General features: G+C 75.4%; 1 protein-coding gene. It reads right to left on the minus strand.

Annotation, left to right across the window (positions count from 1 at the left end; translation table 11 throughout):
- Positions 1–118: 118 nt before the first annotated feature.
- Complete coding sequence (locus FOE67_RS26545; protein ID WP_182667364.1) at positions 119–1,027, minus strand: ABC transporter ATP-binding protein; 909 nt, start codon at positions 1,025–1,027, stop codon at positions 119–121.
- Positions 1,028–1,090: the final 63 nt, after the last annotated feature.

Consider the following 1,090-nt stretch of genomic DNA (forward strand, 5'->3'; position numbering starts at 1 on the left):
CCCGGGCGCCGGCGCGCCCCCGGGGGTCGGCGCCTCCCCCGCGGAGGGCTCCGCCGGGTGCGGAACGGTCCTCCCGTCCCCGGGGCCGTTGGGTGGCGTGTGGTCCATGGGACCGACGCTACCGCCCGGGGACCGCTCCCCGCGTCCGGGCCGCGGGAACGACCAGCGGTGTGCCGCTCTCCGGGTCGCGGATCACCCGGCAGGGCAGGCCGAAGACCTCCTCCACCAGTTCCGCGGTGACGATCTCGACCGGGGGCCCGGCGGCGACCACCCGTCCCTCCCGCATGGCGATCAGGTGGGTGGCGTAGCGGGCGGCGTGGTTGAGGTCGTGGAGCACCGCCACCAGGGTTCGGCCCTCCTCCTCGTGCAGACGCGCGCACAGGTCGAGCACCTCGATCTGGTGCGCGATGTCCAGGTAGGTGGTGGGTTCGTCCAGCAGGAGCAGCGGGGTCTGCTGGGCCAGGACCATCGCGATCCACACCCGCTGGCGCTGGCCGCCGGAGAGCTCGTCCACGTACCGGTCGGCCAGGGCGTCCACGCCGGTGGCGGCCATCGCCCCGGTCGTGATCCGCTCGTCCTCCCGCGACCACTGCCGCAGCATCCCCTGGTGGGGGTACCGGCCCCGGCCCACGAGGTCGGCCACGGTGATGCCGTCGGGCGCCACCGGCGACTGGGGCAACAGGCCGAGGATCCGGGCGAGCTCACGGGCCGGCAGTCGGTCGATGGCCGCGCCGTCGAGCAGGACCCGCCCGGCGGTGGGGCGCAGCAGCCGGGCGAGGGCCCGCAGCAGCGTGGACTTGCCGCAGGCGTTGGGTCCGACGATCACGGTGAAGGACCGGTCGGGGACGGCGACGGTGAGGTCCTCCGCGATGACCCGACGGTCGTAGGCCAGGGTCACCTCCTCGGCGACGAGGCGGGAGGCGCCGTCCCGGTGGGCGCCGGGGGTCCCGAGCCCGGGGGCCGCCGGGAAGGCCGTGGAGGTCTGGGAGGTCTGGGAGGTCTTGGAGGCCGTGGACACTCTGGACATCGCGGTGCTCCCGGGGTGCGGGGAATCGGGCTCGGAAGGGTGGGGGACCGATCCGACGGGGAC

This window comes from Streptomyces calidiresistens (assembly GCF_014141525.1).
GTDB lineage: Bacteria > Actinomycetota > Actinomycetes > Streptomycetales > Streptomycetaceae > Streptomyces > Streptomyces calidiresistens.